We start from the raw sequence: 14,641 nt of genomic DNA, 5'->3' as shown, positions 1-14,641 counted from the left end.
AATCAGGTGCTCATTTGACAGAATGCATAGAAATAGCGCGCTATAGGGGTGAAATTGGCTGCCAGCGCGCTTGCGGCCTGATGATGAGGGACGGCGGAGGACCGGGCGGTCGGTCCGCGGACGTCCGTGGCCGTCCGCCAGTGGCGGGAGGAGAACACCGATGACAAAGACCGCGCGTGCCACCGGGCCGGTGATCCGGTCCAGCGTGGTGCTGCCCCGGGTGACCGCGGTTCCCGCCGTGGAGCTGTTCTCGCCCGATGAGGTCCCGTCCTCGAGTGCGGTTTCGTCCTCGAGTACGCTCGCGCCGCTCGTGTCCGCAGCGCCCCTGCCGCCGGCCGCCTCGACGGCGGCACCGGTCCGTACGCGCCGTTCCGGTCCCCGGACGAGGGTCGTCCTCGTCGGCGTGACGGCGGCGGCCGCGCTCATCGCCGTACCCCTCCTGCTGGTGTCCGCGCCGGGGCGGTCCGGCCATCCCTCCAGGTCCGCGGCCAACTCCACACAGGGCGGGCGCAATCCCGGCGCGCCCCCGCCGAACTGGCCCGGTGCCGCGCCCTCGCTCTCGCCGCCGATGACAGGGAGTCCCTCACCCTCGCCCTCAGGCAGCGGCAAGCCCGGCAAGGACGGCTCCCACGCGACGAAGTCCAAGGGGTCGGCCAAGCAGTCGCACGGGGGTTCGTCCTCCGGCCAGGGTTCGTCGGGAGGTTCGTCCGGCGGCTCTTCGGGGGGTTCGGGCGGCTCGGCGGGGAGCGCGTCCGTCGCCTCGACGCGCTCCATCTCCAGCCGCGCCTCGGGCCGGTGCATCAGTGTGAGCGCCCACAAGGCCAAGGACGGCTCTCCGCTGCAGATCTACGACTGCGGCGGCGCGTCCTGGCAGAAGTGGTCCTTCAAGTCCGATGGCACGGTGCGCTCGATGGGCATGTGCATGGACGTCGCCTGGGGGTCCTCCGACGACGGCACGACGATCCAGCTCGCCCGCTGCCACGGCGGCCCGGCCCAGCACTTCGACCTCAACGGCGCCGGTGACCTGGTCAACACCGGCGCGGACAAGTGCGTGGACGTCAAGGACAAGAGGACGGGCAACGGCACGCCCCTGCAGCTCTGGCAGTGCGGGGGCACCTCGAACCAGAAGTGGAGCGCCGTCTGACGCCCCGGCGTCGGCGCCGCGGATGTGACGGAAGGGAGGCCGATGGTGAGCTCGTCCGACGGCATGGAGCCGCGGATCAGGCACGGTGTGCTGCTGCCGCGGGTCGGCGTCGCCCCCGGCGCCGACCAGCTCTCGCCGACCGTGGCCGCCCTTCCGGTGCCGGACGACGCGCCCGCTCCGGACGGGCCCCGGCACCGGCGTTCCGGCGTGGCCGTCCTCCGGGGGCGTCTCGCGCTCCTCGGCGGCGTGTGCGCCATCGCGCTGGTGGCGGTGGCCTCGGCGGTCGCGATCGCCAAGGTCGGCACCGCCCGCATGTCGGGCACGCCCACGGCGGGCGACCCGGGGAGCCCGGCCGCGCAACACCGGGCGGCGCCGCCCGCGCCGTCGACGGACGTACGGCCGTCAGAGGTCGCGGCGAGCGCCCGCGTGACGCTGACCCCGGCACATTCGGCCCGGCCGCACGCCACGGCCACCGGCCGGAGCGCCGCGGCGCACCACTGGCGGAGCCTCGTGGTGCACGCCACGTACGTGCTGAATCCCGGCGGCAGCGTGCGCTCGAACCGGCTCAGCCTGAGCCTGCGGACCGACGGCGACCTCGTGCTCCGCGACGAGCACGGCCGTACGACCTGGTCGTCCGGCACGCACGCGCCGGGCGCACGCGCGGTCTTCCAGGCCGACGGCAACTTCGTGGTGTACCAGGGCGACCAGACGCTGTGGAGCAGCCGTACGGAGGGTCACGACGGCGCGACCCTCGTCCTCGGCGCCGACGGCGCGATGCGGATCGCCTACGGGAGCACCTCGCTGTGGAGTACCGGCACCGGCTGATGAACCACGCGACAAGCCGTGCCGTACCAGTTACAAACGGCCAGTGGCCGGTTCTACGCTAGGCACCAACGTGACGAGCATCGAGCGGCCCGGGCCGGCCTGGCCCGGTGGAGCGCGCGGTGTCGTGAGGGGAGTTCGACGATGAGCAGGTCCGCGCGTCGGTCGGCCGGCGCCGAGTCCGCATCCGCGACATCGGGGTCCGGCGCTCAGGCCTCCGAGTCCGCCGGGGTGACGGTCGAGGAGATCGGCGGATGCTTCCTGCTCAGACCGGCGGACGAGCGCCCCGACGAACAGATCGAGCTGATCGGTGCGTTCGCGCCCGACGATGACGTCGCCGTCGTCGTGGTCGCCGTGCCCGACGACCGGGCGAACGCGATGTGGCCGCGGCTCGGCGAGGTCCTGACTCAGGTACGCGGCAGGTCGCGGCCGGTCGTGCTGGCGATGTCCGACGCCGGGCGCGACCGTCCGGACCGGGCCGCCCTGGCCCGCCGGATCGCCGACTCCTGGGAGCTGACCGTCGTGGCTCCGGCGGGCGACGTGGTCCTGGTGCCCGGCGGCACCATGTTCACCCACGCGGCCAAGGGCGAGGGAGAGTCGCAGTGGTGGTCCTTCGCCCCGGACACCGAGCCAACGCCGCTCGGACTCCGGTGGCCGGCGCCGGTTTGGCGCGGTGCGCTCGCGGACGTGGCGATCTCCCCGAACGGACCGGTCCTCACCGCGGTGCCGGCCGGGATGCTCATCCAGCGGCAAGGCACGCCGGCCCCGACCCCGGGCGACCTGGCGTACGCGATCCCCGCCGCGGGTGACCGGCCGTCCGTTCTCGTCGACGGCAAGGTCACCGCGTTCGACCTGATCAGCGTACTGTCCGGCCCGGTGTCCAAGCCCGACTGGCAGCGGCACCCGCTGCGGCTCGTGCCGGCCGGTGACGGCGACCTGCTGCCGCTCGGCCAGGCGGTGGCGCGCGACCTCGGGATCGACGTGGAGGTGCTGACCGGGCCGCCGGTGGACCTGTCCGGGCCCTCGCACGGCCCGGCCGGACAGCAGGTGATGTTGATGGACGAGGCGGGCCGCCCGACCTGGTCCCCGTTCGCGGCCTCCGTGCTCTGCCGGCCGGCGGACCGCGACGGCGTCACGCCGCCCCTCCGCCCCCTGGACTGGAGCCCGCCGGCGGACGGGATGCGGATCGTCGACGCGGAGCGCGGGGTGCTGCGGCTCGGCGACGCCTGGCGGATCGCGGTGACCCGGGCCGGGCTGTGGGCCTATCCGGCCGACGCCGACCCCGAACACTTCCCCGACCGGCTCACCGCCGCATGGCCGGTGGCGGCCGGCGTCATACGTGTCGACGTCGGGGCCCCCGACCACACGCTGAACGACCAGGTGTGGCCGCTGCTCGATGACCTGCTGGGCGCCGTGCTGCCGGGTTCTCGCGCGCGCCCGCACCTCGCGGTGCACGGGACGATGACGGCGGAGGGCGAGGAGGCGGTTCGCAAGCTGGCGGCCCGCTACGGGGCGGGTGTCGAACCGGTCCAGTCGCCGTCGCCGTCGCGGTCCGCCGAGGGGACCGCCGCCCCGGTACGTACGGTGGCCGCGTCGCCGGCGCCTGCGGCCTCCGCCGCGCCCGCGCCCGCTCCGGACGCACGGGCGGCCGCGGCGATCCCGGCGGTGGCCGCCGTGACGGTGACGCCCGGCCGGCGCAGCACCGACGAGGAACGCGACGCCTTCCGCGCGATGGTCGGCCTCGGCTGGGACTCCCACGCGGCACCGGTCCGGCGTACGTTCTCCCGGCTGCCCGCGATCGCGGCGACCGAGCGCGCCGCCGCGGCGGTGGACCTGGTCGCGGTCCGGCTGTACCTCACCTCACGGACGGACGGTCAGTTCGGCCCGGCGGCGATCCGCGCGGGCGGCGCGGCGCTCGAGGCGTACCTCTCCTGCCTCGCCTCGGGACTGGGGCGGCTGCCGACGTACCGCGGCGCGGTGCTGCACGGCGTCGACGCGCCCGTACGCTCCGACCTGGTCGGCTCCGTCCTGACCGAGCCGGGCCCGGTCGGCGGCCTGCCGCTCGCCGGAGACTGGCCGCCGACCGCGACCGTGTACGTCATCTGGTCCGACACCGCGCGCCGTGTCGCCGCGCTGTTCGATCCCGAGGCCGACGACAAGGCGGAGCCGGTGGCGAGGCGCGGCGACGTGGTGTTCGGCCCGGGCACGCGGTTCGCGGTGCTCGACGTACGGCCGGGCGACGCGGACACCCCGGATCTGGTGCTGCTCCGTGAGCTCGCGGCGACGGCCTTCCCGGAGGGGAGCCCCGGTGACGCCGCGCCCGGCGGCCGGCTCGCGCTGACCCGCCTGGAGGAGGCGCTGGAGGGCGCGAGCCCGGGCGCCGCCTCGTCGGAGTGGCCGGCGCACTGCCTGGGCCCCATCGGCGTACCGGGCCAGGCGACCCAGACGGCGGGCGGCTGAGTCAGCTCGCCAGGGCTGTGCCGCAGACACCGACGTGGCCGAAGAAGTGGACCTCCAGGTGAGTACACCTAGGGCTGTGGGACGTTGGAGTCGTCGCCGGCGACGGTCAGGACGCCCTTTATCTCGGCGAGCGCCGCGGTCAGCTCGCTGATCGAGTTTCTGCCCTGCACGGTGAGCCATACCGAGACCGCGTGCCGGTCGGCGTCGGCGTCGTGCTGGTCGACCGACAGCTCGGCGACGTTGAACCTGCGGTCGGTGCAGCGGACCAGGATCTGGCGCAGCACGCCCTGGCCGTCGAGGTAGGTCAGCCGCAGCCGCGACGGGGTGTACTTCGAGCGGGGCAGCCGGGCGGCGAGCGGTGTCAGCCCGAACACCACGAGGAAGTAACCGGCGGTCACCAGCAGCGCGAGCCGCCAGAGCCCGGCGCCGGCGGCCATGCCCACGGCCGCGGTCAGCCAGACCGCCGCGGCCGTCGTCAGCCCGCGGACGGCGTCGCGGCGTACGAAGATCAGGCCACCGCCGATGAAGCCGATGCCGGAGACGATCTGCGCCGCGACCCGGGACGGGTCGATGACCACATGGTCCCCGAGCACGTCCGTGAAACCGTATTTGGACACCAGCATGATCAACGCGGCGGCGAAGCCGACGATCGTGTGCGTGCGCAGCCCCGCACTCTTCTGCCGGAACTCGCGTTCGAGCCCGATCACGGCGGACAGCGCGAGGGCGATCAGCAGCTCACCGGCCTGGGGCCAGCCCTGACCGGTCGGCTCGCCGAACGCCTCGACCATCACCTGATCCAGGTTAACGGTGTCGCCTGACCGTTCAGCCGAGCCGGCCGGACAGCTGGACGAGCGCGGGCCGGGACCGGTGCGGGACGCCGGAGTGGCGCGTGCGCAGCGGGAGTTCGGCCTGCACGGTGAAACCGCCCTCGCAGCGCGGGCCGGCGTGCAGCCGTCCGCCCAGGGCGGTGACCCGTTCGCGCATGCCGGTCAGCCCGATGCCCGGCTCCGGCGGCGCGTCGGGCGTCGCCCGGCCGTCGTCGTCGATCCGTACGCTCAGCGTGTCGGGGCGGTAGGAGATCTGCACCAGCGCGGAGGCGTTCCCGGCGTGCCGGGCGGTGTTGGTCAGGGCCTCCTGGATGATCCGGTACGCCGTGCGCTCGACCTCGGCGGGCAGCGCCGGGCGTTCGCCGCTGATCGTCAGGGCGGCGGGCAGACCCGCCGAACGGGCCCGGTCGACGAGGTCACCGAGCCGGTCGAGGCCGCTCGGGGACGGTTCGTCGTCCTGGTCGCGGAGCGTGCCGAGGGTCGCGCGCAGCTCGCGCATCGCGTCGGTGCTCGCCTCCTGGATGGCCAGCAGGCTGGCCGGCACCGGCTCGCCGCGCTGGCGGGCGAGGTGGACGGCGATCCCGGCCTGCACCTTGATGAGCGAGATGTCGTGAGTGAGCGAGTCGTGCAGTTCACGCGCGATGCGGCGCCGTTCCTCGACGGCCGGCCGGAGGCCGGTCACCGCGTTGACGAACATCGCGCCCAGCCCGTACACGAACAGGACCAGCACGGCGGTCGCGTCCGGGATGCCGATCGCGGCGAGCGCCGGGATGACATAGGCGTACGCGCCGTAGCCGACGACGATGCCGAGCACGGTGATCGAGAGCAGGGCGTACGTGCCGAGCCGGTGCGTCGGTGTGCCGGGGCGCGGCCGTCCGGGCAGCCAGGGCAGGGTCAGGAGTACTCCGACCCCGGCCACCAGGCAGACCAGTGCGACCGCCCCCAGCGCGGCGCGCCACCCCAGCCAGCGGCCGGCGAACTCGCCGAGCGCCAGCCCCATCGTCGTCGCGGCGGCCATGCCGCCGAGGAGGCCGAACAGCGCCGGGACCCGGCACCGGGGACGTACGAGCGAGGTGAACACGGCGGCGGCGATCGGCGTGTACGCGGCGGCGCCCGCCGCGGCGAGCATCCGCCCGGCGATCAGCACGGGGAGCGTCGGCGCCAGCGCCGAGACCAGGTTGGCCACGCCGAGCACGAGCAGCGCACTGATCATCAGTACCCGCCGCGGCACGTGCGCGGTCGTCATGGCGAGTACCGGAGCCAGGACCGCGTACGCCACGACGAACAGGGTGATCGACTGCCGGCCGTCGGCCGTGGACACGTGTAGCGCGTCCGCCACGGACGGCAGGAACCCGGCGATCACAAAGGCGTCCGCCCCGACCACGAAGGTGCCCAGCGCCAGGATCAGCGTCGAGGACAGGTCACCCGCCCTCGTACGGCCGATCGAAACCGAGATACCAGACATCCAGTTTCTCCTCGCCCCCTGTACCGGCTCAACCGACACGGTCGAACCAGTCCCGCGTCCGCTCGCCCGCCGCGGCCGGCGCCGCGACCAGAATGTCGGCGAGCGTCTGAGAGGCCAGCTCACGCCGCCACGCGAGCTCCGCCTTCCGCATCGCAGTAGTGATCACACATTGCCGCTGAAACTCATGCGCCGGCCGATCGGCCCCCGCACCCCGCCGGCGGATCTCGGTACAGCGGAAGGCGTACTCCGAGCCCTCGACCGCGGCGACGACCTCCATCAGCGTGATGTCCTTCGGGTCCCGAGCCAGCCGAAACCCGCCGCGGGCCCCTGCGGTCGACGTCAGCACCCCGGCGCGTACGAGCGCCTGCAGGCGCTTGTTCAGGTAGGCGGGGGGGAGCTCGAAGATCGCGGCGAGCTTGGCGGTCGAGACCGGTTCGTCGGTGTCCAGCCAGCCGAGCGTGAGGCAGCAGTGCAGTGTCCACTCCACCCCTTCGCCCAGTCGCATAATCCGGACATTACACCTCCAGATTCGGCCGTGCGACCCTCTGACCTGCGGCGATCATGCGGGAGCCCTTGCGGGGACAGGGTCGGAGACGGCCGAAAAAGCCCCGCGCGCGGTGGGCGCCGGGCACGAGGCGTGACCGGTCTGGTATCGATCATGTCCGCCCTCGCCGGGAGCGCCGCGTCTGTGGGTAGGCGGGCCTCTGACCTGGGTATCTTCTGGCGGGCGACTGCTGGGGGAGGCCGGGCGATGGGGTCGTGGGCCAAGCGCGACGACATGATCGTCCACACCGCCGAGCCGTACAACGCCGAGGCGCCCATGACGACACTCGCCGAATGCGCCCTCACCCCGGTCGAGGCGTTCTACGCCCGCAACCACGGCCCGGTCCCCGACCTGGATCCGGACGTGTGGCGGCTCGAACTGACCGGCCTCCTCGACCGGCCGCAGAGCCTGTCGCTCGAACGGCTTCGCGCCGGTTTCGCGCCGCGGGAGGTCGTCGCCACCGTGCAGTGTGCGGGCAACCGGCGTGCGGGCCTGCTCGCAGTCCATGACATTCCGGGCGAGATCCCGTGGGGTTCCGGCGCGATCTCGACCGCTCGCTGGACCGGCGTGAGCCTGGCCGACGTACTCGCCGAGGCCCGGCCGCGACCGGACGCCGCCCACGTGGAGTTCGCGGCGCCGGACGTGTCCGAGGAGGCGTGCCCGCCGCAGCCGTACGTCGTGTCGATCCCGCTGGCCAAGGCCATCGCGGGCGAGGCACTCCTGGCCTGGGCGATGAACGACCGGCTGCTGCCACCCGTGCACGGCGGTCCGGTACGCGTGGTCGTGCCCGGATATGTCGGGGCCCGCAGCGTGAAGTGGGTGAGCCGCGTGACCGTACGCGATCGCCCGTCGGACGGCTACTTCCAGGCCGTGGGCTACCGGCTGACGCCGCCCGGCCTGCAACTGGGCCCGGCGGCGATCAACTGCGACGTCCTCGTGCCCGGGGAGGGATCCGTGCTGCCCGCCGGTCCCGTGACGGTCCGCGGGTACGCCTTCGGCGGCGACGGGCGGGACGTCACCCGCGTCGACGTGTCCCCCGACCACGGCCGTACGTGGCGGCAGGCCGACCTCGGCCCCGGCGCGGGCCCGTGGGCGTGGCGACACTGGCACACCGTGCTGAACCTGCCCGCCGGCGAGGCCACGATCATGGCACGGGCCTGGGACAACGCGGCGGCCTGCCAGCCGGAGCGCCCGGAGTCGCTGTGGAACCCGGGAGGGTATGTCAACAACTCCTGGCCACGCGTACGCGTCGTCGTACGGTGACCGGCCGGGCGGTGTGGCTCGGGTTTCGCCCGCGCCCGGTGAGGTTTCGGTGGTCGGCGGGCCGACCTGCGCCGGGCACCGAAGCTGATCGACAGGGCTCGCCGCGGAGGCGGTTTTCCACAGGCCGGCGAGCGGGGCTTGGCAACGGGGCGTGATTGAGCAATGCTGATGAGTCACCGGCGGGGACGCCGGAAGGGTCCCCGCCCGCTGTGAGGTCACCCCATGGACATCGCCCTTGAGATGGCAGTCGTCGAATGCTCGCGTTACGTCCTCGCGATGCCGCGTGGCGAGATCGACGCGTACACCGAGTCCACCTTCCGGCAACAGCTGTCCGGCGCCATAGGGCCACGTCCGCTGATCATCGACATGACCGAGGTCTCGTTCTTCGACTGCTCGGCGTTGAAGGTCGTCATGGACGCCGAGCGCCAGTGCCGCGACCTGGGTTCTTCGCTCGCGGTGGCCGGCCTGAGACCCGGAGCCGAACAGGTCTGCCGGCTCGCGCGGGTCGGCGAGATCGTGCCGCTGTGCCACACGGTCCAGGAGGCCGTGTGGTGCGTCGTCCCGCTGACCGACGAGGAGATCGCGCTCTGGACCTGAGCCTGGCTCGATCCGGCCGGTCCGGCACGTGACCGCCGCAGCGCGGACCGGCGTCGAACAGACGACATCACAACCGGGGGAACGACCGTGAGAGGCGATCGTGTACGGGGGCCGGGCGGCGCTGTCCGGAGCGGAGCGGCCAGGCCGTACGGGAGATTTGTCAGACACGCCTCATGGCAGTGGGCCGGCAGGTGCCCGGCCGTCATGGGCGACGGGGCAAGGCGGGGGACGCGATGAAGGACGTGGACGATCTCACCGCGCTCGACTTCTGGGCGCGGCCTCCCGAGGAGCGGCTGGCGGCGTTCGCGCGGTTACGGGCGCTCGACCGCCCCGCCTTCTTCGCCGAGCAGCGCATCCCGTTCGTACGTGCGGGCCGGGGTTTCCATGCCCTCGTACGGCACGCCGACGTCGTGTACGCGAGCCGCAACGCCAAGGTGTTCAGCAGCGAGCCGGCCGCGACCTCACCCGAGCCGCCGCCGTGGATCTCACTGCTGTTCGGCCGGCCCATGGTCAACATGGACGACCCACGGCACGCGCGACTACGGCGCATCGTGTCCCGCGCGTTCACCCCGCGGCGGCTCGAACAGATCGAGGAGCACATCGCCAAGACCGCCACCGAGATCGTCGACGACGTCCTGCAGGCGGGCTCGGGCGACTTCGTGACCGACGTCGCGGCCCGGCTCCCGATCAAGGTCATCTGCACCATGATGGGCATCCCGGAACACCATCACGCGAAGGTCGCCGCCTGCGTGGACGCGATGACCGAATACTCCGGCGTACGCGGCGACGTCACCCGCCTCCGTACGCTCCGCCTCTTGGGCGGCAACCTCAAGGCCATCGTCGACCTGCACCGCCTGGTCGCCCACCTGGGCCGAGAACGCCGCGAGTCGCCGGCCGACGACCTGATCTCGGCCCTGGTCACCGCGGACGTCGAAGACGAACGCCTCTCCGTACGAGAGCTGGGCGCGTTCTTCGACCTGCTGCTGGTCGCGGGAAACGAGACGACCCGCAACGCCCTGGCGCACGGCCTGAGACTGTTCACCGACCACCCCGACCAGCGCGCCATCCTCCTGGCCGACTTCGACCGCCGCATCGGCGGCGCCATCGAGGAGATCGTGCGCTACGTGTCCCCGATCATCCAGTTTCAGCGCACGCTGACCTGCGATCACGAGATGAACGGCCAGGCCTACCGCAAGGGGGAGAAGGTCGTCCTCTACTACCTGTCGGCCAACCGAGACGAGGACGTCTTCCCCGAACCCGACAGATTCGACATCACCCGCACCCCCAACCCCCACGTCGGCTTCGGCGGCCCGGGCCCCCACCTGTGCCTGGGCGCCCACCTGGCCCGCCGAGAGCTGAGCGCGATGTTCCGCGAACTCTTCACCCGAGTCCCCACCCTCCGCGCCGCCGGCCCCCCGGAACTCCTCCTGTCCAATTTCGACAACGGAATCAAACACCTCCCCTACCGCACCTGACCCCGAGGATGTGACCCCCAGGGGGCACAGGGCGTCGATCTCTGCACGGTTGTGGTGGTCGTTACGCGGATCCGCCCTGAAACGCACGCCGCGGAGGGCGTACGCGCTGGATCTCGCGGCGGTGACCCGGCCCTACGGCTGTGACGTGGTCTACCGGCGGTGACCCGGCCTACCGGCCGTCGGTGCGGTTTCCATGAGCGGCCGATCTGCCCGTCTACGTGCAGGTTGGGCGATCGCTGGGGTGACGAGCGTGACCGGGTGCCGGGGCGTACCCCGGCACCCGGTCCACTCCGGGCGGCTCAGCGACTCGGCGGCCTTTGCGGCCGTTTCTGACCAGAGTCGCCTCCGCGGGCGTATGCCGCGTCAGCCGTCCTAGTCGCGGTCGCCGGCCGTGCGGATGTCGTTGCCGACGATGATTCTGTCTCCGCCGTCATCGTCGTCGCCGCCACCGCGGCGGAAGCCGCGGTCGTCGTCGTCGTCGAAGTCGTCGAACCGGTTGAACCGATTGCCGCAACCGAAGCCGCAGCGATGCCGGAACAGCCCGAAGTCGTCGTCGCGGTCGCGGTCGCGGCCCGCCCACGCGGTGTTGACGTTGTGGTTGCGGACGTTCACGCGTACGACGACGCGGTTGTGATTGCGATTCCAGTTCGCGTTGCGGTTGTAATTGCGGTGGCTCGAGTAATGGTGGTGCCGATATCCCTGTACGAGCGTGCCGGCGTTGGCGGGTGAGCCGGTGAGCAACACACCACCCGCCGCGGCAACGGCCAGAACGGCAAGGGCGTATGACTTCTTATGCACGTCGTCTCCTTCTTGCGGAAATGGTACGAAGGCCACTGATGCCCGATTTGGGCGCCATGGCGTACATGCCCGCACAGTTTCGAGACGGTGCCACGATGGGGTAAGAGGGGGGCCAAAAAAGGAGAAATCCGCAATTTTGGGCGCCGGAGCGGTGCTCCGGCGCCCGGTCCGCGGACGGTTCCAGCGCGGGTTTTACCGCGCCTGCAAGACACGTCCGGTATGTACTAATTTGTGGCTATCACGGGCTTACATTGCCGGTCGCGCCGGCGTCCATGGGCGCCGTGCCCGACGCGCCCAGGGTGCTCGGGGCGCCACTTGTGTCCGGTGCCACCGTCGTTGTTGCCGGGGCCGCGTTCGACACGGCGGGAGCCGCGGCCGCGCCTCCGTTCGCCGGGGCCGGCACGCCGCCTCCGCTTCCGGCCGCGCCGGTCACCCCGCCCATGGGGGCGATGTACCGGGCGCGCCGCCGGTGTTCCGGCTTCGCCACGGCCACGGCGTGGTTGTTGTTCTTGTTGTAGATGTAGATCCGGATGAAGATCCGGGCGTGATGCTGGTGCCCGTTCCAGTTGTGGTTCCGGTGGTGGGAACGGTGGTGGATGCGCACATGTGAGCCGGTCACCAGGCTGTCCAGGGCGTACGCGGGCGAGCCAGCGAGCAGGGCGCCGGCGGCTGTGACGATCACCAGCCCGGTATAGGCGCTTGTCTTCTTCAGCACGTCGGTCTCCTCATTCTCGATCGACCCGCGGGCGGCGTGAAAGGGCGCTTGTTCTAGGCGTCGAACAGGTCGTGCGCCACGGATCGGGTCGCTGTGCTTGGGTCCCGGCCACGCGGCCGGTCGTCGTCTGGTCTCTCGCCGGCGCGTCGTCCCGACGAGCGAAGGGCGCCGGAGTCGTCACCCCGGCGCCCGGTGCGAGGTGGGTGGTACGGCGGCCGAACCGGCCGCGAGAAACCACCCTGCCGTCAGGTCGATCAGATCGGCGCGCCGATCCCGGCGCCGATCACCGGAGCGCGATGCCCCTCCTCTTCTTCCTGCTGGGTACGCGCGACGGCGATGTTGTTGTTGCGGTTGTGAAGGCGAAGCCGGATGTGGTTCAGGTTCTCGGACTCGTTCCCATTCCAGTTCCGGTTCCGCGCGTTGTGGAAGAAACGGCTGTGCGAGCTGCTGCAGCAGCCGCCCCACGAGGGAGCCGCGGCGAACGCGGGCAGGCTGGTGATCATTGCACCGGCGGCCGTGGCGATCAGCATGCCGCCGGCGACGCACGTCTTCTTAAGCACGTTCGGTCTCCTCTTTATCGGAATGGCGCGGTGGCTCTTTCGAGCCAACACCCTCGAATATCGAAGAAGGTGTCGCGTCTTCTAGCATTCCCGGTCGTATCCGGCGCCAAGACAATCGTTGAGTAAGATGACCACAAAGACGATATGGCGGGACAATGAAAAAGGGCGTCAGAGTAATAACCCTGACGCCCTGACTTCAAGGCGACTTCGAAGGCTCCGAAAGGCGTTTCCCGAGCCTTGTTCGAACTGCCGCGACATACTCGGCGTTCGGCCCGTAGGAGATGATCAGCCGGCGGCGCCGCCCGTGGCGCCCCCGGGCAGGCCGAGGCCGTCGTCGTCGCGGTGATTGGTACGCGCGACGGCGACGTTGTTGTTGCGGTTGTTCAGGTGGAGCCGGATGTGATTGAGACCTTCGTTCTCAGAACCGTTCCAGCTGCGGTTGTGCGAGAAGTGACCGAACCGGCTGTGAGAGCTGCTACAGCAGCCACCGCCCCACGAGGGAGCCGCGGCGAACGCGGGCAGGCTGGTCAGGATGGCGCCGGCGGTCGCGGCGATCAACATGCCGCTGGCGACGCACGTCTTCTTGAGCACAGTGGGTCTCCTTGCTATCGAAATGGCGCGATGGCCCTTTACAGATCGACGCTTCGGTGTACTAATTGAGCGTCGCATTTGAAACATTCCCTGTGCTATTCGAGGCAATGCAGTGAACGAGTAAGTTAACCTCAAAAACCGTGAAGGGCGCCGAAGCGGTGGCTCCGGCGCCCTTGCCGCATTTACTCAGTGGTCGTCGTGGCCTTCTTCCGCAAGAAGTCGCGACCGAGTTCCGGCGGCATACACGGTCCGGTCAGTCGATCAGCCCGGACCGTGCCCTGCTATCGACGCTCTTCCGGGTCTACCCGGGCGACGGCGATGTTGTTGTTGCGGTTGCGGAGGTGCAGCCGGATGTGGTTCAGGTTCTCGTTCTCGTTGCCGCTCCAGTTGCGGTTGCGGTGGTTCTGGTAGAACGAGCTGTGGGAGCTGGCGCAGCAGCCACCTCCCATGGAAGTCGCGGAGGCGGTCCCGGTGGTGACGGCAGCGCCTGCGACAGCGGCGGCGAGGATACCGCCGGCCGCGATCATCTGCTTGAGCACGATAGGTCTCCTTCGTTATTCGAAATTGGCGCGATGGCTCTCACGAAGCGGCGCTTTCGTTTGCTTTTTGAGAGCGCCTCGATCTGTAATGTTCCCCGGCGCTATCCGGTCAACATACGTAATGAGTAAGGTGGCCACAAAGAGCCTGTGCTGGAAAAATTAAAAGGGCGTCGAAGCATGCGCCTCGACGCCCGATTCCTAAGGTGACCGGGCGTTCACGCGGTCACCGGGCACAGCCGGTTCGATGGTCAGTGCAGAGGCGTCCGCATCGACCGCCCGGAAACGTCAGCCAACCGCTACCGGCGGCGCCATGGGCGGCTTGGGTGCCATCCAGACGGGCTCTCTGTCGCGCTCGCGGCGCTGCGTGCGGGCGACTGCGACGTTGTTGTTGCGGTTGTGGATGCGCAGCCGGATGTGGTTGTAGCCCTCGTTCTCGCTCCCATTCCAGTTCCGGTTGTGGTTCGAAGCCAGGTGGGTGGGTGAGGCGAAAACGGGCGAGCAGGTGGTCACTAGGGCGCCGGCGGCTGCGGTGATCAGCAGGCCGCCGGTTACGGCCGTCTTCTTCAGCACGGTCGGTCTCCTTCGTTGTTGGAATGGCGCGATGGCTCTCACGAACCCGGCGCTCTCGTACGTTTTCCGGAGCGCCGCGCTTTCTAACATTCCCTGGTGCTTTCCCGGCAAGACAATCGCTAGGTAAGATGACCTCAAAGAGCCTACGTGTCGTTAAATATCAGGGCGCCGGAGTGTTCGCCCCGGCGCCCGATAAGTGGGGCGAGCCGGTGATATGGCGGCCTTACCAGAATGGAGGCCGAGGGCCAATGCGCCGGTGGCCGTCGTGGGC

Annotated in this window: 15 protein-coding genes; 6 read left to right on the top strand and 9 right to left on the bottom strand. The window is 70.7% G+C overall.

Annotated features, from left to right (window positions below; translation table 11 throughout):
• The first annotated feature begins 160 nt into the window (after positions 1 to 160).
• The 3 genes from QWU11_RS42035 to QWU11_RS42025 all read left to right on the top strand — a co-directional run bounded on the left by QWU11_RS42035 (position 161) and on the right by QWU11_RS42025 (position 4,426).
• Positions 161 to 1,144 (top strand): RICIN domain-containing protein, encoded by a 984-nt coding sequence (locus QWU11_RS42035; RefSeq protein WP_290120173.1) that lies wholly within the window; start codon positions 161 to 163, stop codon positions 1,142 to 1,144.
• Between the two features lie 42 nt (positions 1,145 to 1,186).
• Positions 1,187 to 1,969 (top strand): hypothetical protein, encoded by a 783-nt coding sequence (locus tag QWU11_RS42030; RefSeq protein ID WP_290120172.1) that lies wholly within the window; start codon positions 1,187 to 1,189, stop codon positions 1,967 to 1,969.
• Between the two features lie 141 nt (positions 1,970 to 2,110).
• Positions 2,111 to 4,426, top strand: a complete 2,316-nt coding sequence (locus QWU11_RS42025) for a hypothetical protein (RefSeq protein ID WP_290120171.1) — start codon at positions 2,111 to 2,113, stop codon at positions 4,424 to 4,426.
• A 68-nt stretch (positions 4,427 to 4,494) separates the two neighbouring features.
• Here the strand turns inward: QWU11_RS42025 and QWU11_RS42020 are convergent, their stop codons facing one another.
• From QWU11_RS42020 to QWU11_RS42010, 3 genes are read right to left on the bottom strand one after another with little or no spacing between them, the layout of a single operon-like run.
• Positions 4,495 to 5,214, bottom strand: a complete 720-nt coding sequence (locus QWU11_RS42020) for an MgtC/SapB family protein (RefSeq protein WP_290120185.1) — start codon at positions 5,212 to 5,214, stop codon at positions 4,495 to 4,497.
• A gap of 34 nt (positions 5,215 to 5,248) precedes the next feature.
• Positions 5,249 to 6,718 (bottom strand): MFS transporter, encoded by a 1,470-nt coding sequence (locus QWU11_RS42015; protein WP_290120170.1) that lies wholly within the window; start codon positions 6,716 to 6,718, stop codon positions 5,249 to 5,251.
• A 28-nt stretch (positions 6,719 to 6,746) separates the two neighbouring features.
• A complete protein-coding gene (locus tag QWU11_RS42010; RefSeq protein ID WP_290120169.1) occupies positions 6,747 to 7,223 on the bottom strand; it encodes an Rrf2 family transcriptional regulator in 477 nt (158 codons plus the stop codon).
• 246 nt (positions 7,224 to 7,469) lie between these two features.
• Between QWU11_RS42010 and QWU11_RS42005 the strand changes: the two genes are divergently transcribed.
• From QWU11_RS42005 to QWU11_RS41995, 3 genes are all read left to right on the top strand, one after another.
• Positions 7,470 to 8,525: a sulfite oxidase gene (locus QWU11_RS42005; protein ID WP_290120168.1), complete on the top strand. Its 1,056-nt coding sequence runs from the start codon at positions 7,470 to 7,472 to the stop codon at positions 8,523 to 8,525.
• Between the two features lie 222 nt (positions 8,526 to 8,747).
• Positions 8,748 to 9,122, top strand: a complete 375-nt coding sequence (locus QWU11_RS42000) for an anti-sigma factor antagonist (RefSeq protein WP_290120167.1) — start codon at positions 8,748 to 8,750, stop codon at positions 9,120 to 9,122.
• Between the two features lie 233 nt (positions 9,123 to 9,355).
• The gene (locus QWU11_RS41995) at positions 9,356 to 10,597 is read left to right on the top strand and encodes a cytochrome P450 (RefSeq protein WP_290120166.1); all 1,242 of its coding nucleotides are present in this window, start codon (positions 9,356 to 9,358) and stop codon (positions 10,595 to 10,597) included.
• Positions 10,598 to 10,969: 372 nt separating this feature from the next.
• On the opposite strand, the gene QWU11_RS41990 is transcribed toward QWU11_RS41995, so the two are convergent.
• The 6 genes from QWU11_RS41990 to QWU11_RS41965 form a co-directional block, all read right to left on the bottom strand.
• Positions 10,970 to 11,431 (bottom strand): hypothetical protein, encoded by a 462-nt coding sequence (locus QWU11_RS41990; protein ID WP_290120165.1) that lies wholly within the window; start codon positions 11,429 to 11,431, stop codon positions 10,970 to 10,972.
• Positions 11,432 to 11,633: 202 nt separating this feature from the next.
• Positions 11,634 to 12,110, bottom strand: a complete 477-nt coding sequence (locus tag QWU11_RS41985) for a hypothetical protein (protein ID WP_290120164.1) — start codon at positions 12,108 to 12,110, stop codon at positions 11,634 to 11,636.
• A gap of 254 nt (positions 12,111 to 12,364) precedes the next feature.
• Complete coding sequence (locus tag QWU11_RS41980) at positions 12,365 to 12,670, bottom strand: hypothetical protein (protein WP_290120163.1); 306 nt, start codon at positions 12,668 to 12,670, stop codon at positions 12,365 to 12,367.
• A gap of 285 nt (positions 12,671 to 12,955) precedes the next feature.
• Positions 12,956 to 13,261 carry a hypothetical protein gene (locus QWU11_RS41975; RefSeq protein WP_290120162.1) on the bottom strand — a complete coding sequence of 102 codons (306 nt, stop codon included), beginning with the start codon at positions 13,259 to 13,261 and terminating at the stop codon, positions 12,956 to 12,958.
• 281 nt (positions 13,262 to 13,542) lie between these two features.
• Positions 13,543 to 13,800 (bottom strand): hypothetical protein, encoded by a 258-nt coding sequence (locus tag QWU11_RS41970; protein ID WP_290120161.1) that lies wholly within the window; start codon positions 13,798 to 13,800, stop codon positions 13,543 to 13,545.
• Positions 13,801 to 14,085: 285 nt separating this feature from the next.
• The gene (locus tag QWU11_RS41965; RefSeq protein WP_290120160.1) at positions 14,086 to 14,370 is read right to left on the bottom strand and encodes a hypothetical protein; all 285 of its coding nucleotides are present in this window, start codon (positions 14,368 to 14,370) and stop codon (positions 14,086 to 14,088) included.
• Positions 14,371 to 14,641 lie beyond the last annotated feature (271 nt).

This window comes from Actinomadura sp. DC4 (genome assembly GCF_030406325.1).
Classification (GTDB): Bacteria; Actinomycetota; Actinomycetes; order Streptosporangiales; family Streptosporangiaceae; genus Actinoallomurus.
This window is presented reverse-complemented; position numbering and strand designations above follow the sequence as displayed.

Coding starts and splice junctions, on each gene's coding strand:
- QWU11_RS42035 (WP_290120173.1), top strand. CDS start 161: ATGACAAAGACCGCGCGTGCCACCGGGCCGGTGATCCGGTCCAGCGTG.
- QWU11_RS42030 (WP_290120172.1), top strand. CDS start 1,187: ATGGTGAGCTCGTCCGACGGCATGGAGCCGCGGATCAGGCACGGTGTG.
- QWU11_RS42025 (WP_290120171.1), top strand. CDS start 2,111: ATGAGCAGGTCCGCGCGTCGGTCGGCCGGCGCCGAGTCCGCATCCGCG.
- QWU11_RS42020 (WP_290120185.1), bottom strand. CDS start 5,214: ATGGTCGAGGCGTTCGGCGAGCCGACCGGTCAGGGCTGGCCCCAGGCC.
- QWU11_RS42015 (WP_290120170.1), bottom strand. CDS start 6,718: ATGTCTGGTATCTCGGTTTCGATCGGCCGTACGAGGGCGGGTGACCTG.
- QWU11_RS42010 (WP_290120169.1), bottom strand. CDS start 7,223: ATGCGACTGGGCGAAGGGGTGGAGTGGACACTGCACTGCTGCCTCACG.
- QWU11_RS42005 (WP_290120168.1), top strand. CDS start 7,470: ATGGGGTCGTGGGCCAAGCGCGACGACATGATCGTCCACACCGCCGAG.
- QWU11_RS42000 (WP_290120167.1), top strand. CDS start 8,748: ATGGACATCGCCCTTGAGATGGCAGTCGTCGAATGCTCGCGTTACGTC.
- QWU11_RS41995 (WP_290120166.1), top strand. CDS start 9,356: ATGAAGGACGTGGACGATCTCACCGCGCTCGACTTCTGGGCGCGGCCT.